This window comes from Paenarthrobacter sp. NPDC089307 (genome assembly GCF_040685055.1).
Classification (GTDB): Bacteria; Actinomycetota; Actinomycetes; order Actinomycetales; family Micrococcaceae; genus Arthrobacter.
On sequence record NZ_JBFBHE010000008.1, the window covers coordinates 131,073 to 155,201 of the forward strand.

At 61.6% G+C, this 24,129-nt stretch carries 22 protein-coding genes; 7 read left to right on the top strand and 15 right to left on the bottom strand.

Annotation, left to right across the window (positions count from 1 at the left end; all coding sequences use genetic code 11):
- Positions 1 to 10: 10 nt before the first annotated feature.
- Genes AB0N72_RS19175 through AB0N72_RS19185 form a run of 3 tightly spaced genes read right to left on the bottom strand, consistent with a single transcriptional unit; the run spans position 11 to position 3,289 of the window.
- A complete protein-coding gene (locus AB0N72_RS19175) occupies positions 11 to 913 on the bottom strand; it encodes a carbohydrate ABC transporter permease (RefSeq protein WP_363934035.1) in 903 nt (300 codons plus the stop codon).
- Positions 910 to 1,890 carry a sugar ABC transporter permease gene (locus tag AB0N72_RS19180; protein WP_363934037.1) on the bottom strand — a complete coding sequence of 327 codons (981 nt, stop codon included), beginning with the start codon at positions 1,888 to 1,890 and terminating at the stop codon, positions 910 to 912. The genes AB0N72_RS19175 and AB0N72_RS19180 overlap by 4 nt, the downstream gene beginning before the upstream one ends.
- Positions 1,891 to 1,897: 7 nt before the next feature.
- Positions 1,898 to 3,289, bottom strand: coding sequence for a hypothetical protein (locus AB0N72_RS19185; protein WP_363934039.1), 1,392 nt, complete (start codon positions 3,287 to 3,289; stop codon positions 1,898 to 1,900).
- 167 nt (positions 3,290 to 3,456) lie between these two features.
- On the opposite strand from AB0N72_RS19185, the gene AB0N72_RS19190 reads away from it, so the two are divergent.
- On the top strand, positions 3,457 to 4,674 hold the full coding sequence (locus tag AB0N72_RS19190) for an ROK family protein (RefSeq protein ID WP_364081394.1): 1,218 nt from the start codon (positions 3,457 to 3,459) through the stop codon (positions 4,672 to 4,674).
- A gap of 95 nt (positions 4,675 to 4,769) precedes the next feature.
- Here the strand turns inward: AB0N72_RS19190 and AB0N72_RS19195 are convergent, their stop codons facing one another.
- The 3 genes from AB0N72_RS19195 to AB0N72_RS19205 form a co-directional block, all read right to left on the bottom strand.
- Positions 4,770 to 5,885, bottom strand: a complete 1,116-nt coding sequence (locus tag AB0N72_RS19195; RefSeq protein ID WP_363934043.1) for a hypothetical protein — start codon at positions 5,883 to 5,885, stop codon at positions 4,770 to 4,772.
- Positions 5,886 to 5,986: 101 nt separating this feature from the next.
- Positions 5,987 to 7,027, bottom strand: a complete 1,041-nt coding sequence (locus AB0N72_RS19200) for a carbon-nitrogen hydrolase family protein (protein WP_363934045.1) — start codon at positions 7,025 to 7,027, stop codon at positions 5,987 to 5,989.
- A 101-nt stretch (positions 7,028 to 7,128) separates the two neighbouring features.
- The gene (locus AB0N72_RS19205) at positions 7,129 to 8,493 is read right to left on the bottom strand and encodes an MFS transporter (RefSeq protein ID WP_363934047.1); all 1,365 of its coding nucleotides are present in this window, start codon (positions 8,491 to 8,493) and stop codon (positions 7,129 to 7,131) included.
- A 315-nt stretch (positions 8,494 to 8,808) separates the two neighbouring features.
- Between AB0N72_RS19205 and AB0N72_RS19210 the strand changes: the two genes are divergently transcribed.
- Positions 8,809 to 9,579 (top strand): helix-turn-helix domain-containing protein, encoded by a 771-nt coding sequence (locus AB0N72_RS19210; RefSeq protein WP_363934049.1) that lies wholly within the window; start codon positions 8,809 to 8,811, stop codon positions 9,577 to 9,579.
- A gap of 248 nt (positions 9,580 to 9,827) precedes the next feature.
- Here AB0N72_RS19210 and AB0N72_RS19215 read toward each other — a convergent pair whose 3' ends face one another.
- Positions 9,828 to 10,067, bottom strand: a complete 240-nt coding sequence (locus tag AB0N72_RS19215; RefSeq protein ID WP_363934051.1) for a hypothetical protein — start codon at positions 10,065 to 10,067, stop codon at positions 9,828 to 9,830.
- Positions 10,068 to 10,476: 409 nt separating this feature from the next.
- On the opposite strand from AB0N72_RS19215, the gene AB0N72_RS19220 reads away from it, so the two are divergent.
- Together AB0N72_RS19220 and AB0N72_RS19225 are read left to right on the top strand one after the other, a co-directional pair.
- Entirely contained in the window at positions 10,477 to 11,235 is a 759-nt protein-coding gene (locus tag AB0N72_RS19220; protein WP_363934053.1) for a carboxylesterase family protein, read from the top strand.
- Positions 11,236 to 11,274: 39 nt separating this feature from the next.
- Entirely contained in the window at positions 11,275 to 12,132 is an 858-nt protein-coding gene (locus tag AB0N72_RS19225) for a hypothetical protein (RefSeq protein WP_363934055.1), read from the top strand.
- A gap of 861 nt (positions 12,133 to 12,993) precedes the next feature.
- Here AB0N72_RS19225 and AB0N72_RS19230 read toward each other — a convergent pair.
- The 8 genes from AB0N72_RS19230 to AB0N72_RS19265 form a co-directional block, all read right to left on the bottom strand.
- Positions 12,994 to 13,188 (bottom strand): hypothetical protein, encoded by a 195-nt coding sequence (locus AB0N72_RS19230; RefSeq protein ID WP_363934057.1) that lies wholly within the window; start codon positions 13,186 to 13,188, stop codon positions 12,994 to 12,996.
- Between the two features lie 109 nt (positions 13,189 to 13,297).
- Positions 13,298 to 14,785: a CoA-acylating methylmalonate-semialdehyde dehydrogenase gene (locus AB0N72_RS19235; protein WP_363934059.1), complete on the bottom strand. Its 1,488-nt coding sequence runs from the start codon at positions 14,783 to 14,785 to the stop codon at positions 13,298 to 13,300.
- Positions 14,786 to 14,800: 15 nt separating this feature from the next.
- Positions 14,801 to 15,799, bottom strand: coding sequence for a nitronate monooxygenase (locus AB0N72_RS19240; RefSeq protein WP_363934061.1), 999 nt, complete (start codon positions 15,797 to 15,799; stop codon positions 14,801 to 14,803).
- Between the two features lie 102 nt (positions 15,800 to 15,901).
- Entirely contained in the window at positions 15,902 to 16,291 is a 390-nt protein-coding gene (locus tag AB0N72_RS19245) for a tautomerase family protein (protein ID WP_363934063.1), read from the bottom strand.
- 45 nt (positions 16,292 to 16,336) lie between these two features.
- Positions 16,337 to 17,503: a serine hydrolase domain-containing protein gene (locus tag AB0N72_RS19250; protein ID WP_363934065.1), complete on the bottom strand. Its 1,167-nt coding sequence runs from the start codon at positions 17,501 to 17,503 to the stop codon at positions 16,337 to 16,339.
- Positions 17,503 to 18,318 carry an ATP-binding cassette domain-containing protein gene (locus AB0N72_RS19255; RefSeq protein WP_363934067.1) on the bottom strand — a complete coding sequence of 272 codons (816 nt, stop codon included), beginning with the start codon at positions 18,316 to 18,318 and terminating at the stop codon, positions 17,503 to 17,505. Before AB0N72_RS19255 ends, AB0N72_RS19250 begins: the two co-directional genes overlap by 1 nt.
- Before the next feature lie 5 nt (positions 18,319 to 18,323).
- The gene (locus AB0N72_RS19260) at positions 18,324 to 19,223 is read right to left on the bottom strand and encodes an ABC transporter permease (protein WP_363934069.1); all 900 of its coding nucleotides are present in this window, start codon (positions 19,221 to 19,223) and stop codon (positions 18,324 to 18,326) included.
- Positions 19,224 to 19,463: 240 nt separating this feature from the next.
- Complete coding sequence (locus AB0N72_RS19265) at positions 19,464 to 20,498, bottom strand: substrate-binding domain-containing protein (RefSeq protein ID WP_363934071.1); 1,035 nt, start codon at positions 20,496 to 20,498, stop codon at positions 19,464 to 19,466.
- Between the two features lie 438 nt (positions 20,499 to 20,936).
- Between AB0N72_RS19265 and AB0N72_RS19270 the strand changes: the two genes are divergently transcribed.
- From AB0N72_RS19270 to AB0N72_RS19280, 3 genes are all read left to right on the top strand, one after another.
- Entirely contained in the window at positions 20,937 to 22,133 is a 1,197-nt protein-coding gene (locus tag AB0N72_RS19270) for a YbfB/YjiJ family MFS transporter (protein WP_363934073.1), read from the top strand.
- Between the two features lie 381 nt (positions 22,134 to 22,514).
- Positions 22,515 to 23,402: a LysR family transcriptional regulator gene (locus tag AB0N72_RS19275; protein WP_363934075.1), complete on the top strand. Its 888-nt coding sequence runs from the start codon at positions 22,515 to 22,517 to the stop codon at positions 23,400 to 23,402.
- Positions 23,403 to 23,434: 32 nt separating this feature from the next.
- Positions 23,435 to 23,926, top strand: a complete 492-nt coding sequence (locus AB0N72_RS19280) for a hypothetical protein (protein ID WP_363934077.1) — start codon at positions 23,435 to 23,437, stop codon at positions 23,924 to 23,926.
- The last annotated feature ends 203 nt before the right edge of the window (positions 23,927 to 24,129 follow it).

Below are 24,129 nucleotides of genomic sequence, written 5' to 3' on the forward strand. Positions count from 1 at the left end.
CGGCGCGGCCTTAGCCCTTTACTGCTCCGCCGGTGATACCGGCTACGAAGTAGCGTTGAAGTGACACGATCACGAGCAGCGGAATCGCGATGGCGATCAGGGAACCTGCAGAGAGAATGTTGATTGCTCCGCCGGACTGCGCCTGGACCAGGTTGGACAGCTGCAGGGTCACGGGCGCGCTTGAGCTGGTGGCACCGATGAATGTCAGTGGCACCAGGAGGTCGTTCCAGGTCCACATGAATTGCAGGATGCCCAGCGAGGCGAGGATGGGCACACAGAGGGGCAAAGCAACGGTGAAGAACACCCGAAATTCGCTCGCACCATCCATCCTCGCTGCTTCGAAGAGTTCCTCGGGCAGCGAAGCCATATAACCGCGGAGCAGGAACACGCCGAACGGAAGCGTAAAACCCGTCTCCCAGATCCAAACAGTGGCCGGGTTGCCGATCAGGCCGAAATCGCGAAACAGCTGGACGAGAGGAGCCAGGGTGACCTGGGGCGGGACAACCAGGAGCGCCACGAGCAATGAGTAGACAACCCATGACCCTTTGAAGCGCCAGCGGGCGAGTGCGTAGCCGCCGTAGGCGGAGAGCAGAACCGTGAGCACGACGGCGGGGATGGTGAAGGCCAGGGTCGCAGGGATGGTGGTGCCCAGGTCCATGATCTGCGTGGCGTCGCTGAAGTTTTCGACGGTCAGCAGCGGGTGGGTGAAGATCTGCCACCACCCGGAGGCGGCGGTATCCGGCGACGTCCTAAGCGCTGCAGCGAGCAGCTGCGCGATCGGAGTGAACCAGCCGACGCAGAACAGGAAGACAACGACGTTCAGAACGATGCGGCCGATTCGGCGTTTGGCCGGGAATGGACGCCGGCGCTCCGGGGGCGTGACGACCGGGGTGGCCTGCAGGACGGTGGTCATGATGTGGCTCCTTGCTGTCGCACCGAGCGGATGTTGAACCAAATGATGGGCGCTGCCGCTGCCAGCAGAACGACGGCGAGGGCGGCCGCATGTCCGAGCTCATTGGGACGGTTGAAAAGGTTGGAGAAGATCTGGTTGCCAACCACGTTGGTGGCGTTGTTGCCGTTGGTCATCACGTAGACGATGTCGAAGATTTTGATCGCGAAGATTGCCTGGGTGGTGATCACGGTGAGGATGCTGGGCCACAGGGACGGGAGGGTTATGTGGACGAAGATGCTCCACTCCGTGGCACCGTCAAGGCGGGCTGCCTCCACCATTTCCTCAGGGATGGACTTTACGGCTGCTGAGAGGACCAGCAGCGCTATGCCGAGGAAGGCCCATACGGCCACGACGACCAGGGACACGTTGTTCAGCCACTGAGTGGGTCCCGGCCCGCGTGAGGTCCAGGCCACCGGGTCCAGGCCGATGCCCTGAAGCATGGCGTTGAAGATTCCGAGCTGATTGCGCCCTGGCGGAGCGTAGGCGTACAGGTTGCGCCAAGTGACAGCCCCCGCCACAAGAGACACCGCAGTCGGCAGCACCAGGATGGTGCGGGCGAGTGCTTCCCACCTGATGCGGTCGATCAGGACGGCGAGGAGAACAGCGACGGCAGTGACACCGAGCGGCAGGGCGATCAGCCAGACGAGGTTGTTCAGCAGGATCGGGCGCATGGCTTCGCCGAACGCGTAGGCAAAGTTGTCCAGACCGACCCATCCCGTCCCATCCTGGCCTTTGAACGACAGCGCGAAGGTGTAGAAGATCGGGAACAGGACGACGACGCCGGTGGCGATGATGAGAGGGCTGAGCCACAGCCATGGCCGGAATTTGGCTGAGATGTCATGACGGAACCGGATGAGGACCCGCTCTCCCGCTGCCGTGAGAAGGATCACGGCAGCGGGCAGAGCAACGGTTCCGATGAGGAATGGAACGTATGTCATGGGATTCTTACTTGATGGTTGCCTGGACGTTGGCGAGGCCCTTGTCGAGGGTTTCCGGGTCCTGGATATAGTTGACGACGGCGGTGTTCCAGGCAGCGATAGTTGCCGAATTGGCCGTGGTTGCCGGTCCGGGGGAGAGGACCTTCGCGTCCTGGAGCTGCTGCGCGGACTTCCGCAAGGCGGGGTTGGGGTAGGCGCTGGAAGGGACCTTGGAGTTGGCCACGGTCCACCGGCCGCTTGCAGCGATGAGGGACTGTGCCTCGGATGATGCCCAGTACTTGAGGAATGCCCTCGTCGTGGGGTTGTCCTTGTCCTTGAAGGCGTACATCAGATGACCGGTGGTGTTCTCAGCGGATTTGGCTTCGGGGGTATCGCCCGGGACATTGAAGAAGTCCAGCGTTTCCGGGGACGATACGGACGGGTTGTTGGCCTTGATTAGACCGCCGATGTAGTTGCCCCAAAGGGAGAGCTGGCACTGCTGGGGCTTGGTGTACATGCCGTCGGCAAAGTTCGCGAAGGACGTTGAGACCACAGCGGACGGGCCACCGTTGACGGTCTTGTCCGACTTCACGATCTGTCCGAACCGCTCGAATGCGGCCTTCACCTCTGGTGATGTCCAGGACAATTCCCCGCTGGCCCACTGCTTCATCTTTTCCGGACCCCACATCTTCAGGAAGATGTTCTCGGTGATGGCCTGGGCGGGGAATCCGGTCCTCGTGCCGGCCTCCAGGGTCATGCACCAGGGGGCCGGTGCGGAACCGGCTGACGGATTGTCGTCAACCCAGGACTGTAGCTCCGCCCAGCTCGCAGGATCCTTGGGACCCTTGTAGGTCTGCGGGTCGTACCAGATGGCGAAGCTGTCCGTCTCGCCCCAGAGCCCGTAAACCTTGCCGCCCACCGATGCGAAGTCAGTCAGGCCCTTGTTGTAGTTATTCAGCTCATCGCCGACGACGTCATTGAGCGGGAGGAGCTTACCCTGCTTGGCGTACTCGAGCATCTGTCCCGCGCCCTGGCCGTCGACAAGATCGGGAAGGTTCCCGCCCTCGACGGCAGATTGGACGACCTTGGCTTGGTCCCCGGTTCCGGTGTACTTGATCTTGGTACCTGTGGCGGTCGTGAACGGCGCCATTGCCTGCTCCAGGGAGCCGCCTTCTTCACCGCCGGCGATCCCGACTATGGAGAGCGAATCGCCCAGCTTTTCCTGTCCGGCGATGGCCTTCGCCTTGGCTACGGCGGCATCAACGAGCTCTTTAGGCAGGGGGGAATTGCCCGCAGCGCCGCCCGACTCCCCGGAGCTGCTCGCGTCGTTGCTTGCGCAGCTGGTGAGGGCGACGGAGGCTGCGACACTGAGTGCGACCGCGCATGCCACCCACCGGCGGCGGGTTTGAAATGTCTTCAAGATGACTCCTCGGTAAACGTTTGGAGGGGGATGCCCTCAATTATGTGCAGACTCTTCGCATAATAGCCAGTGGTTCCCGAAATAATTTTGGAAAGTATCATGTTTTTATTTATTCGATAGGAGAGCCGGCATCCCATTCGGGATGTCCGGGTGCCAGAAGGAGCTTCATGGGGCCGGTAGATCCAAGCGCTATGCGCCGACTGAACATTGCCTCTACCCTCAGGGCGGTTTATGACAACGGTCCGATAGCTACCGGGCCCCTACAGAGTCTCACCGGCCTGTCGCGGCGCACGCTGGAGGTGATCATCAACGATCTGGCAGCCCAAGGTTGGATCGATGACACGGTCCCCACTGCGTCCTCGAAACGCGGGGCGGGGCGTCCGGCCCGGTCCCTTTCCTTTAATTGGCAGGCCGGCTACGTCGCGGCGGTCCAGCTGGACTTTGGGTATATGATTGCCCAGCTCGCCGATCTGTCCGGCTCGCCGGTATCAGAGCGGCGCTCCGACCTAAGTAATGCACTGAGCCGTGAAGACCGGATCGCGCACTTGTTTAACGAAGTTGACCTGCTCTTGACGGAAGCAGCTGTGGAGCGCGGGCACGTCCTGGCGGTCGCAGTGGCGACGCCCGGCATTGTCAGGGACAACGGCACCATCGACCTGCCAGCGACCTTCCTGGATTGGTCCGACTTTCCACTGAGGTCGCGCCTCGAAGAAGGCTTCGACTGCCCCGTGCAGGTCGAGAACGACTCAAACCTCGCTGCTCTGGGCGAGGTTGCCCTGGCCGGTGAAGATCCTGACGCTAACTTCATCTGGGTCCGTGCGGACGGTGTGCGCATCGGTCTCGGTATCGTGATCAACGGGCAGCTCTACCGTGGTGCTGACGGTGCGGCGGGTGAGATTGTGTGGGCGCCGGCACTGAACTTCGAGGCAGTGCAGGACCACGTGCTGAGCGGACTGGTTCATCCGGACCATCCCCGGTCGCAGGAAGCCCATGAGATTATCCGACTTTCCCGCGAGGGTGATGCCATGGCGTTGGCGGAGATTGATTCTCTCGCGGCCGGTATGGCTCCTGGCCTTCAGACGCTGGCATGGATTTTGGCTCCCCAGGAGATCGTTATCGGTGGCGTTCTCGGAACGCTTGACCATTTGCTCGTCGATGCTCTGGGTCGCCGACTGTTTGCGCAGCCCCATCCCGTGGAGGCTCGACTGCGGACATCCGCGTCCAGCGAGCGGGCGATCATCGCCGGTGCCATCCAAACCGCACTTGGGGCCGTGAAGCGGACCCTCTTCTCAGGCTTGGACCTGCAGTCCGCCCCGATTGTCCGTCAAAAGACGGTGACAGGGGACGTCCCGCATAACGAGACCGTGTCAGCGAGAAGCGTGTAGAAGCCGGTCCGGGGAAGAAGCGGGGTACCGCGGCTCCCCGGACGAGTGGCTCCATCCCCCGGACGTCCGGGTGCCGAGATGGATAAAATAGTGGGTCAGGTTTCCCGCAGCGCGGGCAGGTCGGCTCCGAAGATGGCCAACAGCAGGGCCGCCGTCAGCACAGTGCCGCCGCACATGGCCAGACCTGCACTGTAACCTCCGGTTGTGCTGACGCTAACTGCGGCCAGGCCCACCCCGACCAAACCTGCGACACCCCAGGCGATAAGAACCTGGCCGTAGTTCACGTGGAAGCGGGCCGGGCTATCCTGGGACCTCATCAGCCCCGGGAGAAGACTGAACCCCGCTCCGTGCCCGAACAGCACCGCGGCCAAAAGCAATACGTTTGCCGCCGTTCCCGGTATCAGGGGGACGGTCAGGAGAAGTGCTCCCCGCACCAGCAGCAGGATCACAAACGCCTTGCGCACCCCAGTCCTCCGGCGGAGGCCGGGAGCCAACAGGCCGCCCAGGAACAAGGCCACGGCGGTGGCGACGACGATCGCCTCAGCGGCCACGTTGCTTCGCTGAAGGGTGTTGGAGACCACGGGCACCACGACTGCCAGGAGGAGCATGCCAGGCAGAGCATTGACGAACAGCAGAACCGACAGGGCCCTTCTGGCAGGAGCAGCCGACGTTTGTTGAGCGGGCAGGGCACGTTGACCTTCACCGCTGGTGGCCGAACGGGGCATGCCTCGGCCGGCTGCGACAGCGACACAGGAAATGAGGAGGCCGGCCGCGATCAGCACAGTCCCGACCTCACGAACTCCAAGCTGGTGAAAACCCGTCGCCATAGCCACCAGGAAAAACAGGCTGGTTCCTATCATGAAGCCGACCGGGCCAATAGCGCTTCCTATCAGTGGGCGGGTCGGAAAGCTCGGCCCAACGGTGGCAACAATGGTCAGGTAGGCCAGGCCCACTCCGGCGCCCCCGAAGACGAAGCCGGCAGCTGCTGCTGCGAGGGATCCGTTCGCAACGGCGAGGCCTGAAGCCGCCATGCCGAAACCCCAGGCCAGGGTTCCGAGCGTGGCTGCCAGGCGCGGACCCAAGGGTGAGAGAATTTTGGCGCCCAGTCCCGTGCCGACGGCGAGGCCGAGTGATGCCGCACCAAACGGTGCCAAAGACCATGCCGCGCTAGCGCCGAGCAGCCGCGGTAGTTCGGCCTGCAGTGCGCTCATGCCGTACATGCTTCCAACACCCACCATGAGCAGGAAGCCGGCCGCCCCGATCCGCCAGCTACTGGTCCCAGGTCGAGTGCCGGCCAATGCTGGTCCTCCCGTCATCGGCTTGTTGCGCTTTCGAATTTATTGTGAGGGACTGTTTCGGAGTTGTCTGCAGAGGCGGCAAATTCGGTAAAGGTAATGGGTTTGATGCGGCTGCGGTCAACTTTCAGATCGAAAATGTCGAAGCGGTTATAGTAGCCGCTGGCGTCGTGGAACTGCTTTGGTTCGATGCACTGGTCCAAGTCGATTTCCTGGTAAAGGAGTCCTTCGTCGTCGCGGAGAACGTCACTTATGACATCGGCGAAGGGGTCGATGACGAGGGTGACCCCCCGGGCGGTGCTCTCGAGAACCCGCATGGCATTTTCGCCGAGCACGCTCAGGGCCTTTCGTGTGCTGCTGTCGAGAACAGAGGAGACGACAAGGTTGAACACTTTGGCTTCGAAGGAATGGGCGCCGGCGCGGACGCGGATGGCGGCTTCCAAGTCATAGGGTTTTCCGCCGTCGGCAGGGTCCCGGGTGGGCCACAGCGGTGGATAGGTGGAGATGTGCATTTCTTCGGCCTGCGCCATCAGCGTGTAGCGGGCCAGAGGGTTGGTGTTCTCGCCGCAAATCAGGGTGCCCACCCGGCCCACCTGCGTATCCGCGACGGTCAGCCCATGGCCATCTCCGGGGGTCCAGACCAATTTTTCGTAGAAGGTTGGCACAAGCTTGCGATGATGGTTGAGGATCGTCCCGTCGGGCCCAATCAGGACGTTGGAGTTCCAGATGCTGCCGACACTTGACGGGTTTTTCTCGCTGATCCCCACGGACACGGCGATACCGTGCCTGCGGGCAGCACTGCGGATCGCCTGGATTTCGGGTCCGTCGATGGCGACCGAGGAGTCCACGAAGCGGCGGAAAAATTCGTGGTTGTAGATGGGCGCTGACAGGGCTGCCCAGACGGGGAAGCCCGGGATGAATGATTCGGGGAAAGCCACCAGTTCCGCCCCGGCCTTGGCTGCCTCGGCTATCGCGCCAATTGCCTTTTGTGTCGTGGCTGCCGCATCCAGAAATACGGGAGCCAGGTGTGCCCCCGCAACTACGTGGGTCTTACTCATGTGAACAATCCTTTCGGGAAGGGGAGGATGGATTTCTGTCGGACCCGATGCGGAGACCGTGGGATCCGCCGCCGGTTCGGCTGTGAGTTTGTTAGTCCGCTCTACGACTCGACGACTGCAGACGTTGCCCGCGGATCGTCGGTGGCGGGTTCCGCTGGTGCGTCCACATCGGATCCGAGGGTCTCCTTGATCAGGAGAATTGCGATCAGGGAAATCAGTGACAGGGCGAACAGGTAGGCGGAGACCGACATGGATGTTTTCGTCGCGGCGAAGAGTGCCGTGGCGATGACGGGGGCGAATGCCCCCCCGATGATGGCTCCCGCCTGGTAGGCCAGGGATGCCCCGGAGTACCGCACCCCGACTTTGAACATTTCGGCAAACAGGGCTGCCTGGGGGCCGTAGGGGACTCCCATGAAAATCTGGCCGACGATCAGCGCTGTAAAGATGCCGAAAGCCGACCCTGTATCAATCAGGAGGAAGCAGGGGAAAGCCCACAGGGCCAGCAGAGCGACACCGACAGCGAAGACTTTGCGCCTGCCGAAGCGGTCCGAAAGCCGTGCCGCGATCATGATTGAAAAAATCTGGAGTGCAGCACCGGCCAGGACACCAGCCAGCACGGTTGTCTGAGCCACGTGCAGCACCGCCGTAGCGTACTGGACCACGTAGGAGACCAGCACGTAGAAATAGCCGATGTAGGCGGCGAAGGCGGCTCCGCCAAGAAGGATCTGCTTCGGGTTGGAACGCAGGACCTGCAGGGCGGGGGAGCGGGTCGGCTTCGTTGCCGTTGACTGCAGCTGTGCAAACGCCGGGGATTCTTCCAGCCTGGCCTGGGCGTAGACGCCGACGGCGATCATCACAACGCTCAGTAGGAACGGAACGCGCCAGCCCCAGGACATGAAGGCTTCGTGCGGCATCAGTGCTGCCACGAGAAGGAACGCGGCATTTGAGGCGACAACTCCGGCCGGGACGCCCGCCTGGGCGAAGCCTCCGTAGTACCCCTTGCGATGTGACGGGGCGTTTTCTGTGATGAGCAGGATAGCGCCGCCCCATTGTCCGCCCACCGCCAGTCCCTGGAACATGCGGAGCGTTGTCAAAGCGATGGGAGCCAGCACGCCGGCGGCTGCGTAGGTGGGTAGCACGCCAATCAGCGTCGAGGCTGCACCCATCATCAGGAGGGCCACGACGAGGGCCTTTTTTCGGCCATACTTGTCGCCCAAGTGGCCGAATATTGCGGCACCGAACGGCCGTGCCACCATGCCCACGGCCAGCGTACTGAAGGACGCAATCACCCCGACATAAACCGGCATGTCGGCCGGGAAGAACAATGCAGGGAAAACAAGCGCTGCGGCAGTCGCGTAAATAAAGAAGTCGTACCACTCGATCATCGCTCCGGTGGTGGCAACCAAGACAACTTTTCGCATCGTTGGCGATAACGTGCCGCGTCGTCCTTGTTTCAGTTGGCTCATTGGAACAACTCGCATTCTGTCTAGGTCAAGCGTTTCTGGTGGGGGACTCCCATGGGCATCACATCGACGCGTTGCCCTGCCGGGACCCATTCGTACCGTCCGGCCTCGATGTCGTCGTTGATGCATAAGGCAGTGATCAGTCATCTAGTGACGGCGATTCGCGTCACTATGTCTCGGGTGGGAGGTTGTTGTTACTGCGGTCGTGGGCCATCGATGCTTTAACCGTAGGCAATTGAGGCTTCGCAGACAACGACAAAACGTTAAAGCCGAGTAACGTTAGTGTCGTAGTATTTCGACAACAGTCCGGAGCTTCAGATGATTGAAGAGCTTGTGCAAATCGGGTTGGACCCGAAAGCGGCTAACCTGTACCTCGCTATTTTGGAGATGCATGAACCTACAGTGGCGGAAGTCGCTAAGGTGACCAACATCAACAGGACCACGGCGTACGACTTGGTGAACTCCCTGGTCCAGCGCGGGATGGTGCGGCTCGTGGACTCGAGCCGAATAAAGAGCCGGGCCAACACCAAAGTCATCCAGCCGCAGAATCCCGACAGGCTGATAACTGACTGGCTCCAGACAAAAATTCTCTTGGACAAGATCGTGCCGCAGTTGCAGGCACTGCAGGAGCGCTCCCGCCCGTTCCCCCGGACCACATATTTCGAGGGCGTTGAGGGTATGCGGCATGCCCTCTTCGAGACTCTTACATGGGGGTCGGACCTTAGCGGCATCATGTCGATGGATGATCTGCACATGGGGATCGGTAAAGCGGCAACCGACGACTATGTGCGTGAGCGCTGCAAGCGGAAGATCTGGTTGCGGGTTGTGAGGTCCCATGAAAAGGACACCGTGGCGGGATGGGACAGCAACCCGGCGGAGTTTCGGCACGCCCGGTACGCTCCGGACACGTATGTGTACAACATGACCATGCTCATTGGTGCTGACAGGGTGATCATGCTTTCAACCAGGCATGAGAACTTCGCTCTTAAGATCGAGAGCGTGGAGTACGCAGAGATGCAGCGCAACCTCTTCGAAATCCTGTGGGGGGCCAGCAAGGACATCGGTAACGCGGGTTCTCCCAGCGGCTAGTTGTACTTTGTTAGGATCTTCGCCTTCCTGGCAAGCATGCCGGAACTCCTGCACGCTGGTTGCCAGCCTTGAAATACGTCCTTTTCGTTTGAACGTACGACGCGAAGCTAGACCTTCCTCTTGCACCACTCATGAACGTAATCGCCGGGTGCCGTTTTGCCAATACCCTTGTGCGGTCTCCCATCGATACGATCCCGCATAGTTCCTAGCCTCAAGCCAACAGCTCATGACGCATGCCTTCCACTCCTTCAAAGCAAGTTGTCCTCGGGAAGGGGGCGGAAGGCTCCCGCAGTGCCTGCAGTTGCGGGACGACTCCTGCCGAGGAGAACCTTCGTCTGAAGCCAGTCAGTTATCAGCCTGTCGGGATTCTGCGGCTGGATGACTTTGGTGTTGGCCCAGCTCTTTGTGCGGCTGGAGTCCACAAGCTCGACGATTCTGCGCTGCACGGCTTCGCCCACGATCACTTCACGCATCTCCAAAATGGGCAAATAGAGGGTTGACCCTTTTTGGATCCGCTCCAATCTGCATCTCCTGTTGTCGGAAAACTACGACACCAAATTTATCGCCTCGCAACTCCAGCGCATTACCCTCCTCCTATCTGGACCTTACCTTTGAGGCTGTCGATGTTCGCCAGAAGGACTGTTTTCACCATTTCCCTGCTAACGCTGACGACATGAGCCGTCAGATGCGAGCAAGCTTTTATGGCAGCTCGTACAAGGACGGTTCGAACCGATAAAGCACCTAGCATCGGGACCGGGGACGCGTACGTGCCATCACCTTCGCGCTTTGAATCCAAAGCTCGCATTATGTGCGGCCTGATCATGCTGAGGTTCCCACAGCATGGTCAGGGGTTTGTTCGCCGCACGATCATAAACCCGAATCGAAACAGGAGCGTCAATGAAGAAGCCTCGCGGCCTCGCTTTCGTTACCGCAACAGCAGCAAGCCTAATGTTGGGTGTGTCCGCAGTCATCCCTACATTCGCCGCCAATCCCGACCAGAATGAATCACGCCCCAATAACGAAATTACCCAGCCAGCCATCGCGAACACGACAGCGGGGCAGATCTACGGCTATAGGGACCGAGGCGTTTATACATTTAAGGGCATCCCTTATGCCCAGGCGGCCCGTTTCGAAGAGCCGCAAGATCCCACGCACTGGAGTGGAGTCAAGAGCACCTTGTCTTACGGTGCTGTCTGTCCCAACGGGGCAACCAAGGTCAGCCAATTCGAGTTCATGAGTCCGTCGGCCAATGACCTGGTGCCTTCCGAGGATTGTCTCTTCGCGAACGTGTGGACCCAATCACTGGAGCCCACAGCGAAAAAGCCAATCGTGCTGTTCATCCATGGAGGCGGTTACACGAGCGGGGCCTCCAACGAGCTCCCTTACTACGAGGGTAAAGGCATTTCCTCAAAAGGAGATGCGGTCTTCGTCAGTGTTAACCACCGTCTGAACGTCCTCCGGTTTATGGATCTTTCCGCGTACGGCGCTCAATACAAGCACTCGGGGAACCTCGGCATGTTGGATTTGATCAAGGCCCTGCAGTGGGTCAAGGCGAACGCGGAAAACTTCGGCGGTGACCCAAACAATGTCACCATAATGGGACAGTCCGGTGGTGGAGGCAAGGTGCTGAGCCTGTTTGGTTCGCCTATGGCGTAAGGGCTGTTCCAGAAGTCGGTTATCCATAGCTCGGCCGCAGTGCCCAGCCGTCAGCCCGCGACTGCTCAAACCCAGGCAGCGTCGTTCCTGGCGAACCTTGGCCTCGACGGCAGTCGGGTCGCCGAACTGGCTACCATTCGGTATGACAAACGGCTGACGGCTGCCAACGCCGCGAAATTCAGCGCCAGCTCAGAGATCGACCCTGACTTCTACCCGGCACCTGTGATCAAGGACGGGAAGTTTTCGCCGCTTGCTACGAAGATACCGCTTATCGTCAGCTCTACCTTGGGAGAGTTCGCCAGCAATCATTTTAAGCTTGCAATTCCGAGCGCAACTAACCCTCTGGACGATGCGTACCGTCCGAACGTCTCGGCGGCCCGCGTGCAGGAACTCTTGAAGCAGAAATATGGCTCGAAGACAGACGACATCGTCAAGGCCTTCAGGAAGGGCTTTCCCACCCATGACCTGTTTGACCTGCTTTACGTTGACGGCGGTGCCAACTCTTTCTCTGCGACTCGATTGCAAGTCGCCGATGCCAAGGCTGCCCAAGCAGCAGAGGGCGGCGCTCCCGTCAACGTCAGCGAGTATGCATGGAACCTCCCCATCTTCGGAGGCGTAACCGCCCACCACACGGGCGGGGACCTGCCCCTCGTGCTCAATAACATCGACAAGGTGGCCTACGTCTTCGCCGGGGACAGGCGCAATGCTGAGCGGATCGCCGATGAATCATCCAGCGGGTTGATCAGCTTCCTTCACTACGGAGATCCCGGCAAGCTGTCGAAGGTGTCTTGGCCCGAATACAAGCAGGGGCAAGGCGCTACGCTCGTTTACGATGCACCCACGCACGTGCGGAACAACCCCGACCGCGATTTCCAAGAGCTGCTGGCCGCAAAGTAGCAAATTACCCGCGGCGGAGTCCACTCAAGCAGGCTCCGCCGCGGGCTTCGGTGTTGTCAGGCGGTCTCGGCCAACAGCCTGCATCATGTCCGTTGCCTGTTTTGGTGATCGCGCCTGGGACCGTGACTGGCCGGAGGAATGTTCGGACAGGACCCAGACCAAGAGTAGGCGCCGATGGTCCGGCCCGTGTAGCGGTCCCAGTCGCCCCGTGGGACTGGCCTCGTAGACAGATTTCACCAAGCCCGGCAACGACCGGATCGAAGCGAGTCCTCGAATTCAGGGGTGAGCCGGCGCCTGAATGTCTCCGGTTTCCCCGTCAATTGCGCACGCGACGACAGAACGGGCGTGCACGTCCACGATGCTTGTTCGCTGAAACGTGACGAAACTTTTGGAGCTCACTGCGGGCCGGACCGCCTTCGTCGCCGGCCGATAGTAGATAAGTCCAGTGTTGCAGCCGAGCCCAGGGCCGCAGACCATTCCGCACTGCTCGATAAAGGCATCAGCGCAAGGCCAGAGGGGCGGGGCGCGGCCGCCACCATTTGCCGCGGCGACGTCGCTGCTCGCGCCCCGACACGGGGCCGCCGACAATGGCCAACCGCTGGCAGGGCGGAACTCGGTCTTAGCCACATATCTCTACAGCTTCAAATGCGGCTCTGCCGCGCCGCCTACAGTCCGCCCGGCAGCCCACGAAGCAATTTGAATCGGAGGTCCCTTCCCGACACTGGGCCCCTTTCGTATTGTCAAGTTGGGCCAGCGGTCAATTGGGGCGGTCTGGGGTTCTCTCCGGGCAGCTGATTGGGCCGACCGCGGTTTCGGGTATCGGACGAGTCGGGGAGTACGCAACAGGTGTGGCCCTGCCCTTCAGCTCCAGCCTTCCTGCGTTGTCCCGTAAGGGACCGCGTCGCTCAGGACGGCGAGATAGCGGCCAGCGCTGAGTCTTGCAACCCTGATTCCCATTCTTTTTGTGATGGCGGCGGCCATGAGTGCCGCCTGCGCCTCATTCAGCGCTGCGTCGAGTTCCGCCCTGGTACCGACCTCGATAACTACTTTTTCCAATTCCGATGCTCCTCATCAACGTCCGAATGGCGACCACGCAAGCTGACTTTGACATGGTGATAGCGGATGGAGCCTTTCTCCATCCGCTATCACCGTTGTCGCTGTGGGGTCAGCTGTTCGAGGGGAAGCCCAGGTTGATCTGGCTTTCAGACGGCAGCGGCCAGCGGGATGTCACGATTTTGCTGCGCGTGTAGAATTGGATGCTTTCGGGCCCATAGATGTGCGCGTCGCCAAATAGGGAATCCTTCCAGCCTCCGAATGAGTAATGACCGACGGGCACGGGGACCGGGACGTTCACGCCCACCATGCCCGCCTCAATGTCGAACTCGAACTCGCGGGCGGCGCGCCCGTCCCGGGTGAAAATTGCAGCCCCGTTGCCGTATGGGTTGTCGTTGATGGCCTTGATGGCTTCGTCGTAAGAGTCAGCGCGCATGACCGAGAGGACAGGGCCGAAAATTTCCTCGTCGTACACAGCCATTCCCGGCCGCACATGGTCGATGAGGCTGGCACCGATGAAATATCCCCCCGATGGGAACTGGCGTTCTCGGCCGTCTACGACGACGGTTGCGCCATCTGCGCTGGCGCCTTCGACATAGCTGGCCACGCGGTCACGTGTTTCCCGGGTGATGAGAGGACCCATTTCCGACTTTTGGTCCGTCCCCGGCCCGATGGTCATCCGCTCCAGGCGCTCACGGATCCGGGCGACGAGGTCATCCGCAATGTCGCCAACGGGGACCAGGACACTGATAGCCATGCACCGCTCACCGGCGGAGCCGTAGGCTGCGGACACTGCAGCGTCGGCGGCAGCGTCGAGGTCCGCATCCGGCAGGACAACCATGTGGTTCTTCGCGCCGCCGAGGGCCTGCACTCGTTTTCCTTCCCGGGCTGCTTTTTCATAGACGCTTTTAGCCACCGGGGTCGAGCCGACGAAGCTCACCGCCCCCACACCGGGGTGTTCCAGTAGGGCGTCCACCGACTCCACGTCGCCGTGGACGACGTTGAGGACCCCGGGTGGCAGTCCTGCCTTGGTGAAGAGCTCGGCAAGGAAGACCGCGGCGGAGGGGTCGCGTTCGCTGGGCTTTAGGATGACGGCGTTGCCGCAGGCGATCGCCGCGGCCGTCATCCAGAGGGGCACCATCACGGGGAAGTTGAAGGGCGTAATGCAGGCGACGACGCCGACGGGCTGGAGGACCTGATGTACGTCTATTCCTCTCGACACCTGCTCCGAGTACTCGCCTTTCAGCAGGTGACCCAGGCCTGCAGCGAATTCTACGTTCTCAAGTCCCCGGCTGATCTCCCCGAGAGAGTCGCCGAGGACTTTGCCGTGCTCGGCGGTCACGATCTGCGCGAGGTCTTCTTTGTGGGAATCGATCAGCTGGCGGAGCCGGAAAAAGATATCGGCCCGCTTCGTGAGGCTTGTCCGGCGCCATTCGCGCTGTGCATTCGCTGCTATGTCGACGGCTGCTGCCACTTCGGCTGCGGTGGCCAGACCGACGACCTTGTCTGACGTGCCGGTTGCCGGGTTGAAGACGGGTTGGTGCCGAACACTGTCAGTACGTTGTTCGCCGCCGATGTAGTGCGGGATGGTGGTGGTCATGTTGTTGCTCTTTCGTCAGTGTGAGGGTGTGGGCAGCAGGCTGAAGTGACTGTTGAGGAGATGGGCGGCGCCCTCAGACATGGATTCGACGATGTCCCGGACTGTCTGGATGGAGTGGATCATCCCGATGGCTTCCCCAACGATGACGTTCACGACGGACAGGTCATCGTTCTGGGCGGCGGCATGGTATTCATCTCGCAGGCGGCTTAGGCGGCCGATGAATTCCTCCGGGTGGTCAAGCCAGCGGTGGAGGAAGTCGTTGAGTAAAACCCTCCCGTTGTAATCCTCTGGCCAGTGTTTCTCCCGAACCGTGTCGTACAGGGTTTGCCGCACGGTGCTGTCACCGTCGATCCGCAAGACCAGTTCCTGGGCAGCTCGGGAGGCGGCAGCTTCGGTACTCGCCCAGAAGCGGGTCCCGACGAGTGCGCCATCGGCGCCCAAGGCAAGGGCGGCCGCTAGGCCGCGCGCGTCGGCGATGCCGCCGCCTGCGAGCAGGAGGGCGGGGGAGCCGGCTCCCCGAATCAGATCGGCGAGTTCCGGGACCAACGTGAGAGTCGAGCGTGTCCCGAGAGCATGGCCGCCTCCTTCGGTGCCTTGCGCCGAGAGGATGTCGGCGCCTGCGTCGAGAGCGCGTTTCGCGTGCTCGACACTCCCGACCTGGCAGATGAGGGCGGCGCCGCTGTCTTTGATTTTCCTGGCGAACGGGGTGGGATCGCCGAAGGAAAGAAAGACCGCCTCGGGGGAGTACTTGAGTACTTCATCGAGGAGTGCCGGGTGCCGGGCGAGGGACCACGTGATGAATCCGACGCCGATGCGACGGCCAGGGGTACGGTCCAGTTGTGGAAGCTCGGACTGGAGCCATGGGAGGTCTCCGTAGCCTCCTCCCAGCAGTCCCAGCCCTCCAGCGGCGGCGACCGCGTTTGCGAGTCGGGCATTGGCGGCGAGGTCCATCGGGGCGAGGACGATGGGATGTTTCACATTGAGCCGATGGGTCAGGCGGGTTTGAAGAGTCATTGAAGCTTCTTCTCCTTTCTGTCGATGGAAGGTGGTGTCCTGATGACGCCGGACGGTGTGCGTTCCTGCCGGATGGAATGAAACGAGGTTCCTAGCGGGGAATCAGAGAGGCCCAGTCAGGAATTGGGCTTCGCCCATCCCGAAGGACCAGTCGGAGGGGCCGTTCTCTGCAATGGCGACTACGACGTCCGCGCTGCGTATTCCGCACTCCGACTCAAGGCTGGCGGCCAGGAGCCGGAACAGTTCAGCTTTCGCTTCCGGGGGTCTTTCCCGACTGAGGAAGCGGATCACCAGCCGGGCTTCTGATCTGGTGATGCCCAGGCCCGTGTCTTCGAGGACGAGTTCGTATGGTTCGTGCTGGGTCAGGATCTGGTACCGGTCTGTCTCTGGTACGTCGAAGGCCTTCACCATTGCGCGGTGGACAACGTTCAGTAGGGTTCGGACTTCCTCTGGCGTTCTGCCGCGGACGAGGTCGATGAGTACGAGGGGCACAAGTTCTCCTTTTCCGGTGCTGCGGTAGGCCGACTTGCAGTCTTGCTAGCGAATGGCTGCTTCGACGGCGGAGATGAGCCGCCACAGTCGAGGGTGGGGCATGGGGTCAGCGATGGCACGGGTGCTGAGGTAGGCGAAGGTGATCCCCGATTCGGGATGGGCAAAGGCGGCATGCCCGCCCATGCCGTCGTGTCCCATCGATCCCGGACCGAGCATCGGTTGGCGGGGGCTGGAAAGCGCGAATACCGTCCCGAAACGGGTGGGCTGGTCGGTGAGTACAAAGTCGGCTCCGTTCACGCGCTGGCGGCGGAACTCATCGACCGTGGCGGAAGAAATCGAGCGGAGGGGGCCGTCCACAACCGACGAATACAGTCGTGAGAGGGAGCGGGCGTCGAAGATGCCGTTGCCTCCAGGGACTTCTGCTGCCCAAATGTCAGGATCGTTGAAGGTGGAGACTGTGATTTCCGGATTATGGAAGGTGTTGTAGGTGTGGGTGCCTACGGTTGAAGCGTGGGCCTGCGCCAGGGCGCCGACGCCGGGGGTGGGTTCTGCCTTGCGGTAGAGGACGACCCTGCTGGAATGTTCCGCCGGCAGACCGATCCAGGCCTGAAGGTCGCCTTTGGGGTCGAAGCGGTCTCTGAGGAGCTGCCCGACAGTGCGCCCGGTGGCTCGCCGGATCACCTCACCGACAAGGTACCCGAAGGTCAGGGCGTGGTAGCCGTGGCCGGTTCCCAGCGGCCATGCCGGTGACTGGGCCGCGAGGCGGCGTACGCATTCGTCCCAGTTGACCAAGTCTGCGGCATTGATCGGCTCGGCGAATGCGGTCAGTCCAGCTTGGTGTGAGGAGAGTTCTGCGACGGTGATGCCGGCTTTACCGCCGGCAGCGAACTCGGGCCAATACGCTGCGACTGGCGCTTCGATGTCCAGTTCACCATTGTGAACGAGCTCAGCCAGGACCAGGCCGACGACTCCCTTGGTGACAGAATAGCCTACATGGAGGGCATCTTCCCGGTATGGTGTCCCGGTGCTGTCCTGGACTCCGCCGGTAAGGTCCACGACAGGGACACCGTAACGGTGGACCGCAAGGGCTCCTCCGAATTCTTCGCCGATGCTCATGTTGGCTTCAAAGGCCTCCCGTACGCCCTCGTATCCGGGCGCTGTGAAACCTGACACCGAGGACGCCGGCCCCAGCAGCGCGGTCGAGTGGTCCATCATGCTTCCTGTTCGGATTCCAGCTGCTGCATGGACGCGCCGCCGGCCATCAGATCGATGACTTCAGCCGCTTCCTTCTCCCCACGGGAGAAGGAAGCAACGAGCCGTCCGTGCGCGATAACGGCGAATTGGTCACCGACCCGGAGCGCGTGGTGGGCCTGGTGGGTGATGAGGACGACCCCGACCCCCCGGTTCCGGGCGCTTTCGACCGCCCGCAGTACGGTCTCGGATTCACGCACGCCCAAGGCGGAAGTCGGTTCGTCGAGGATGAGGACGTTGGCGCCGAAATGCATGGCGCGGGCGATGACCAGTGCCTGGCGTTCGCCGCCTGACATGGTACCGACCAGTTGGTTGGCGTCCGCAACGCGGCGGATACCGAGGCTGGAGATCTCGTTCAGTGCAACCCTGGCCGCCAAAGCGGAATTGATGCGGCGGAACGGGCCCCACCCCTTGGTCGGTTCAGATCCGAGGAAGAAGTTGCGTGCCACGCTCATCAGGGGGATGGTCCCTGCGCCCTGGTGGACCGTGGCGATCCCGCGGGACAAGGCGTCCCGGGGGCTCTCCAGCTGGACGGATGCGCCGTCCATGAGCATCTCCCCTTCGGTTGGCGGGTGGACGCCGGAGAGGATCTTGATGAGGGTCGACTTGCCGGCCCCGTTGTGGCCGAGGATGCACAGGACTTTTCCTCGCTCGACGGTGAGGGAGACATCGGCGACGGCTGTGACGCCGGTGAAGCGCTTGGTGACCTTGCGGAGTTCAATGAGGGGCTTCTCCGATGCTACGGAGTCCTTGATGTTGCGAATTATTTGAGTCATTGGTGTTACCTGCTTGTAAGTGCGAGCTTGCGGAAATAGTTATTGGCGATGACCGCGATCAACAGCAGCCCGCCGAGGAACAACTGTGCGTAGTCGGTGTTCCAGCCCGTGTAGAAGATGCCGATATTGACAATCCCGTACGTTGCCACGCCCAGGAACACGCCAACCATCGAGCCGTAACCGCCCTGAAGCAGAACACCGCCGATGACGGCCGCGATGACAGCGTCGAAGATGAACGACCGGCCCCGCGTGACGTCTCCGCCGTTGAAGGCGATGGTCTGCATGATGCCCACGAGGGCAGCTCCAAGGGAGGTTGCCATAAACAGGGTGATCTTGACCCGGGTAATGGGGACACCGGCTTCCCGGGAGACCTCCAGCGACCCGCCGGCTGCGTAGATCCAGTTGCCGAAGCGTGTCCGGGTGAGGAGCCACGCGGCCAGGAGAGTGAGGGCTATCCACCAGATGAACGTCGACTGGAAAGGCCCGATCTTCGAGCCGAACACCGCCTGGGTACTCGGTTCGGCGACGAGGGAGACAGCGGTCGTGCCGGCCAAGGCACGGGCAAAACCCAAAGCCGCTCCGCCGATCACGAGTTGGCTCCCGAGGGTGACGATGAAGGACGGCAACTTGGTCCTGGTGACGGCGAATCCGTTGACAAAACCGACAAGAAGGCTGAAAGTCACGGCCAGTGCGATGGAGACCCACTGCGGCAGGCCGTAGGTGCCGCTGCCGACGGCGACGATCATGGAAGCGGCACCAACTGTGGCACCGATGGAGAGGTCGAATTCGCCGGAAATGAGGAGCAGTGCAACCGGTGTGGCAACGATCCCCAGTTCCGCCGCTGTGTTGAACCAGCTGGCGGTGCCGTCGAACGTGACAAACCCCGAGCTTGAAGCGGTGATCATGAAGAATACGTAGACGGCGACGGCACCGATAAGGGCGCCGAATTCTGGGCGGCGCAGGGTGCGTCCAAGGACTGACCCGCGCTGGGGGACGCCCGGGTCTGGGCTCGGTACAGGCGGCCTCGTTAAGTGGCTGCGCATGGATGACTGTAGGGACATGGTGAAAACCTCTCGAGAATTGCTGGTGGTTCGGCGCGCCTTCGTGCCGGTCGGCTCCAAAGGCGCGCCCGGAGACATGCGGGCTTACGAAGCGCCCCGGATGCCCTTGGTCTCCTGGTTGATCTTCAGGACGTCGGCGACGTTGGCCTGGGTGACCACATTGGGGCCGGTGACAATCTCGCCGGCCGGCATAATCCCGAACCGCACGTACTGGGCGGCCATGAGCACGGGGTAGTAGCCCTGCAGATACGGCTGGGAGTCCAGGGCGAATGCGATATCTCCGCTCTGAATGTCCTTCAGCACCTGTGTCGAAAGATCGCCGGTACCGATAGCGAGCTTCATACCGGAGTCCGCTGCGGCCTGCTTCGCGTTCTCGGCCACGGCGCTACCGAATACGAACACTCCCTCGATGCTGGGGTCAGCTTTGAGTGCTCCCTGGATGCTCTGCTTGACCTTAGTCGGATTGGTGACATCGGAGTACGGGATTGAGATAGTCGTCGCAGCCCCGCCGTCGTTCTTCATTCCGTCGGTCAGGCCCTCGCAGGCCTGCTCGAGGAATGGGTTTCCGGGGACAGGATTGACGCAGAGCACCTTCTTGATGTTCTTCGCCGTCATCTGGTTGGCGGCTTCGACGCCCACAGGTCGTGGCTCAAGCCCTACGTAGGACTTGGCGCCGAGTTCCTTCCATATGTCGTTTCCTGTGTTCTGGAGGATGACGGGTATGCCTGCTGCCGTCGCCTGCTTGATCACCGCATTCTCTGCATCGGGGAAGAAGTTTGCGACGACCAGGGCATCAGGCTTCTTGTTGATGGCGTCTTGCACGAGTCGTGCCAGCGTGGGGCCGGAGCCTTCCTTCGACGATGACGGGCTCAGGTATTGGGCGGTGACGCCGGCCTGCTTTGCGGCGTCATCGGTTCCACGCTTGATCGCCCCGAAGTACGGGTCGTCGAGGGGTCCGGAGACCACAATGACGTTGACGTTTCGGTCTGCGCCCGAGGCGCTGGCCGCGCCGCCTGTGCCATTCGAGGTGCCGTTGGAACAGCCTGCGGCGGTCACAGCAATGATGCCCGCGAGCGATGCAGCCGCCAGCATGCGTTGGGACCTGCTAGGTGCGAACAAGAGAACTCCTTCGTTATACGGGGATTAGCCGGTGGATCCACCGGAAGTCCTGATCGGATGGAAAGCGACGTTACGCAGGTCACAAACACGAGAGAAATGCCTGTTGACGATGATCAATGCATGGGGAGCATAGACGCCCTGCCGCCGGTCATGCCGACGCACCAGGGCCGGTGCCGCCACGCCGGATTTCGGAGCAAGCACGCGGTTGGGGATGGTATCTCTGCATGCCGCGGAAGCCAGGACGCCCGTCCGCCACCCCGTCTCGCCTCATCGGATCCGCCGACATCCTCGCTTGAACACAGTTGGTTGACGTCCGGCGATGACTCAGAGCCGCAACGGGCACTACGGAGGTTATGGTGCGGTAGGCAATGCCGGTGGCGCATTGATGGTGAGCAAAGGGCATTTCTCAACCACGCCGCCTGTGCCTAGCGTGAAGAGGTGCCACACTCGAAAGCCAGTCCCCCTGTTTCCGATGCAACTAACGCCCAAATTGCGCACTGGCCACTCGTCGCGCAGGCGGCGGCAGCGCTCGCCGCCGCGATGGGTATTGGCAGGTTCGTTTTCACCCCCATCCTGCCGCTGATGGAAGCGCAGGCCGGCCTGACGTCACAGGCCGGTGTGGGGCTGGCAACCGCCAACTACATCGGATACCTTGCCGGGGCCGTCCTTGGAATCGTTCTGCCGTCCCTCGTCCGATCCCAGAGCGCCCTGCGGCTTTGCCTGATCGGTCTTGTCCTGTCGCTGGCGCTGATGCCAGCGACCTCCTCGGACGCTGCATGGTTTCTTCTCCGGCTGTTTGCCGGTGCCGCAAGCGCCCTCGTCTTCGTCATCGCCGTCTCGGCCATGCTATCCGGACTTTCGATCACCACCCGCCATCTGGCCGGATGGGGATTCGGCGGCGTTGGAGTGGGTATCGCACTTACGGGCATTTTTGTTGCCATAGTCCGTGCCGCTTCCACATGGCAGTTTGCATGGTGGATAAGCGCGGCTGTGACCGCGACACTCGCCGCCGCCGCATGGCGGCTGCCCGTGGCGCGGCGGAGCGCACCCCGACCAGCAGCCCGGCAAGGGGCCGGAACCGCAAAATGGTTCGCCGCATTGTGGGCCAGTTACGTTCTCGAGGGCATTGGCTACATCATTGCGGGCACCTTCCTGGTAGCCGCAGTCCAGTACGGATCGGTGGGCGACCTTGGCAGCGGTGTGTGGACCATTGTCGGTGTCACAGCCATTCCGTCCTGCGCACTATGGGTTTGGCTGGCACGTAAATGGAACGGTCCGGCTCTCCTCTCTATCTCACTGTTCGTTCAGGCAATCGGCATCGCTCTTCCCGCAGTGGTTGACGGAACGGTCGCCGCCTTGGTGGCGGCCGCTCTCTTTGGTGCCACATTCATGGGCGTCAGTGCCTTGACTCTGGCAATTGGCGACCATCTGCAGACGCCGTATGCGGTCGCGCTACTTACGGTCGGTTTCAGCATCGGCCAAATACTCGGTCCCTTGCTGGCGGCACCCCTTATCCACAACGGCTTCCAGGAGGCCATGCTGTTTGGCGGCATCATCGTCCTGGGCTCCTCGGCAGTTGCCGCAGTGTTGTGTATCCGTTTCCCTCACCGTGCGCCCGCGACGACAGCACCATGACCCACGCTCGGCCTGCAGCGTCTGCACGCGTCCCCACTTGCAAAGCAGCACCGCGCCGGCAAGCACGGGGAGCAGCCAGCGGACGCGTAGGGTGACCAATCTGGCAGACGCCCGGCATGACATGGCCGTATTCTGCATGGCAAGCACACTCGCCAACGCCCTGGTCCCGACCGCGGCACCGCTCATCCTGCTATTGGGGAGTGGCTCATACTCGATCCTTTCTTGCGCCGCCGGAGTTGCGGCAGCCCTCGCGGGACTGTCCATCATCCCCGGCAGTCGCCTACGCGGATACTGCACCGCCCGAGCGGAGCAACGCCGAAAGCGGATGTTCGCCTCCAGTGCTGGCTTAGGGTGAGGTCGCACTGCTGATCAGGAACGACAATGGCAGGTATGGGATTGGAATATGTCAATGCAGACGTGGAGCTCAGGCATCTGCGGGCTTTCGCCGCGGTAGCGATGTCAGGCTCGTACACGGCAGCGAGCAAAGACCTGCTTATCACGCAACCGGCTCTGACAAGAACTGTTCAACAACTCGAGGCCGTTCTCGGTACCCGGTTACTGGACCGTAATTCACGTTCGGTGGGGCTGACGCCTACGGGGGAAGTATTTCTCTCGAAGGTTCTGGCCATACTTAGCGATGTTGACCGGGCAGTGCTGTCGGTAAAAGGGCACCAGGAGCTTCGTCTCGGCTTTCAATGGATCCTGCCTGTGCCTTGGGCAACGGAGGTAATCAGCGAGTTCGAGAGAAATAGCAGCGCCACTGTGATCCTCATGCGGAGGGATGACGTCGCTTCACATCTGGAACGGGCCGAACTTGATGTTGCGATTACCCGTACCCGGCTGTCGCCTGAATCCTTCGTGCACACGCAGCTTTTTGAAGAAGAGCGCGTGGCTGTCGTCTCGACGAGCTCGTCGCTGGCCGATCGGGACAGCATTGACTGGTTAGAGCTGGCTGAGCATCCCATAGTCGTCAACGTTGTCAATGGGACCACGCGGGCCGAGCTATGGCCCGTGGACCGCCGTCCGCGACAGGTCGTGACGTGTGGCAATTATGACGAATGGCTTAGCCTCGTGGTGGCGGGCAGGGGAGTGGGGGCGTTGCCGAGCTCGGCCGCCCGGGCCACCAGTCACCCCCAGATTCGATTCATACCGCTTACGGGGGCGCCGCCCGTCTCGGTGTGGCTCGTTTATCAACCTCGACGGCAGAATCCCTTGGTGCGCAAGTTCGTTGCATTGGCTATGGAAGTCCGAGAAAGACTTTCGGCGTAGGGACCCACAGTGGATGGAGTTATCTCCGGCGGGTGATCCTCTCCCGTTCGGGAGCCTTGGCACCCGAAGAGGACCAACTGGAGGTGACCTCCGCGGCGCTCCAGGCGATCGTCACCCAGTCGCTCCTTGGGCAGACAGCAATCATCACCGTGATGGTGCGGACCTTTGAACGCGGGCTTCCGCACATGCTGACCTGCGTGCGTCCCTATGACGGTGAGAATGTCATCATCGACGGGACGCTGTCATGGGCGGCGCTGCCGGCACAGTACATCGATGAGCTGCTCATGTCCCGGTACATCGGCCTCGCGCTCCTCCTTACGGCCGCAAGGTGGCAGCCCCACCGCAACATAGCCATGGCCACACTCGACGAAAACATCGCTGCGCAAAGGTTGAACGAGCGTCTCGCCCAGTCGATCGGCGGGACTATCCGGCGCGTTCCCGTCAAACGGTTCCGGCGGTCCGATCTGGGGTTTGCTCAAGGAGAGCGTCACCGTCCCTGCTTGATCGAGCAAACAGTCTGCTAACCGACAGCGCCGCTCGGGCCCGACTGTTACTGCTCGGAACATTCACAAGGGCGCAGGGATGGAGGCAGGAAATTCGCCCTTTTCAAGGCTCTCCCCGACCATTTTCAAACGCCGATAATGGAGAATATGTCGTGCCGGCGGCACTAGGAGGATGGTTCAAGGACCGACCAGCGTTCCGGGCACCGGTGCTGGGAGATCCGAAA

What these genes read in the sequence shown, in the direction of transcription:
- AB0N72_RS19240 (WP_363934061.1), bottom strand. Translation starts at nt 15,799, where the DNA reads ATGACTCTTCAAACCCGCCTGACCCATCGGCTCAATGTGAAACATCCC.
- AB0N72_RS19205 (WP_363934047.1), bottom strand. Translation starts at nt 8,493, where the DNA reads ATGAGCCAACTGAAACAAGGACGACGCGGCACGTTATCGCCAACGATG.
- AB0N72_RS19220 (WP_363934053.1), top strand. Translation starts at nt 10,477, where the DNA reads ATGAAGAAGCCTCGCGGCCTCGCTTTCGTTACCGCAACAGCAGCAAGC.
- AB0N72_RS19195 (WP_363934043.1), bottom strand. Translation starts at nt 5,885, where the DNA reads ATGAGCGCACTGCAGGCCGAACTACCGCGGCTGCTCGGCGCTAGCGCG.
- AB0N72_RS19275 (WP_363934075.1), top strand. Translation starts at nt 22,515, where the DNA reads ATGGCAGGTATGGGATTGGAATATGTCAATGCAGACGTGGAGCTCAGG.
- AB0N72_RS19175 (WP_363934035.1), bottom strand. Translation starts at nt 913, where the DNA reads ATGACCACCGTCCTGCAGGCCACCCCGGTCGTCACGCCCCCGGAGCGC.
- AB0N72_RS19190 (WP_364081394.1), top strand. Translation starts at nt 3,457, where the DNA reads ATGGGGCCGGTAGATCCAAGCGCTATGCGCCGACTGAACATTGCCTCT.
- AB0N72_RS19210 (WP_363934049.1), top strand. Translation starts at nt 8,809, where the DNA reads ATGATTGAAGAGCTTGTGCAAATCGGGTTGGACCCGAAAGCGGCTAAC.
- AB0N72_RS19250 (WP_363934065.1), bottom strand. Translation starts at nt 17,503, where the DNA reads ATGGACCACTCGACCGCGCTGCTGGGGCCGGCGTCCTCGGTGTCAGGT.
- AB0N72_RS19180 (WP_363934037.1), bottom strand. Translation starts at nt 1,890, where the DNA reads ATGACATACGTTCCATTCCTCATCGGAACCGTTGCTCTGCCCGCTGCC.
- AB0N72_RS19255 (WP_363934067.1), bottom strand. Translation starts at nt 18,318, where the DNA reads ATGACTCAAATAATTCGCAACATCAAGGACTCCGTAGCATCGGAGAAG.
- AB0N72_RS19235 (WP_363934059.1), bottom strand. Translation starts at nt 14,785, where the DNA reads ATGACCACCACCATCCCGCACTACATCGGCGGCGAACAACGTACTGAC.
- AB0N72_RS19200 (WP_363934045.1), bottom strand. Translation starts at nt 7,027, where the DNA reads ATGAGTAAGACCCACGTAGTTGCGGGGGCACACCTGGCTCCCGTATTT.
- AB0N72_RS19260 (WP_363934069.1), bottom strand. Translation starts at nt 19,223, where the DNA reads ATGATCACCGCTTCAAGCTCGGGGTTTGTCACGTTCGACGGCACCGCC.